At 51.1% G+C, this 370-nt stretch carries 1 protein-coding gene; it reads right to left on the reverse strand.

What is annotated here, in order from left to right:
- Nucleotides 1–370: hypothetical protein (locus tag FLACHUCJ7_RS00060; RefSeq protein ID WP_219634027.1), on the reverse strand; the 370-nt coding region annotated here is incomplete at both ends.

Here is a 370-nt window from a genome sequence, read left to right on the forward strand (position 1 = left end):
GCCTAAACTTACCACTGTAGCGGTAGTCGTAGCCGTGCTCAGTGTAGCGGTGATTGTAGCGGTTCCTGCTGCGTTCTCTGCGATTGAGGCTGTTCCGCTAAGTGTTACCGTTGGGGTGGTCTCATCATCGGTGATCGTTACCGTTGCCTGCTGAACACCGTTTTCTGTAGCGCCATTACCGCCTGTAACATTAGTGATATCGATGATTACTGTTTCGTTTCCTTCGTATAGGGTATCATCGGCCGGATCAATAGTGATCGTGCCGGTCAGCTGGCCTGCAGGGATGGTGATGGTAGTAGTGCTTGCTGCGTAATCTCCTGCTGAAGCTGTTCCTGTAAAGCCTAAACTTACCACTGTAGCGGTAGTCGTA

This window comes from Flavobacterium salmonis (assembly GCF_903819435.1).
GTDB classification, from domain to species: domain Bacteria; phylum Bacteroidota; class Bacteroidia; order Flavobacteriales; family Flavobacteriaceae; genus Flavobacterium; species Flavobacterium chungangense.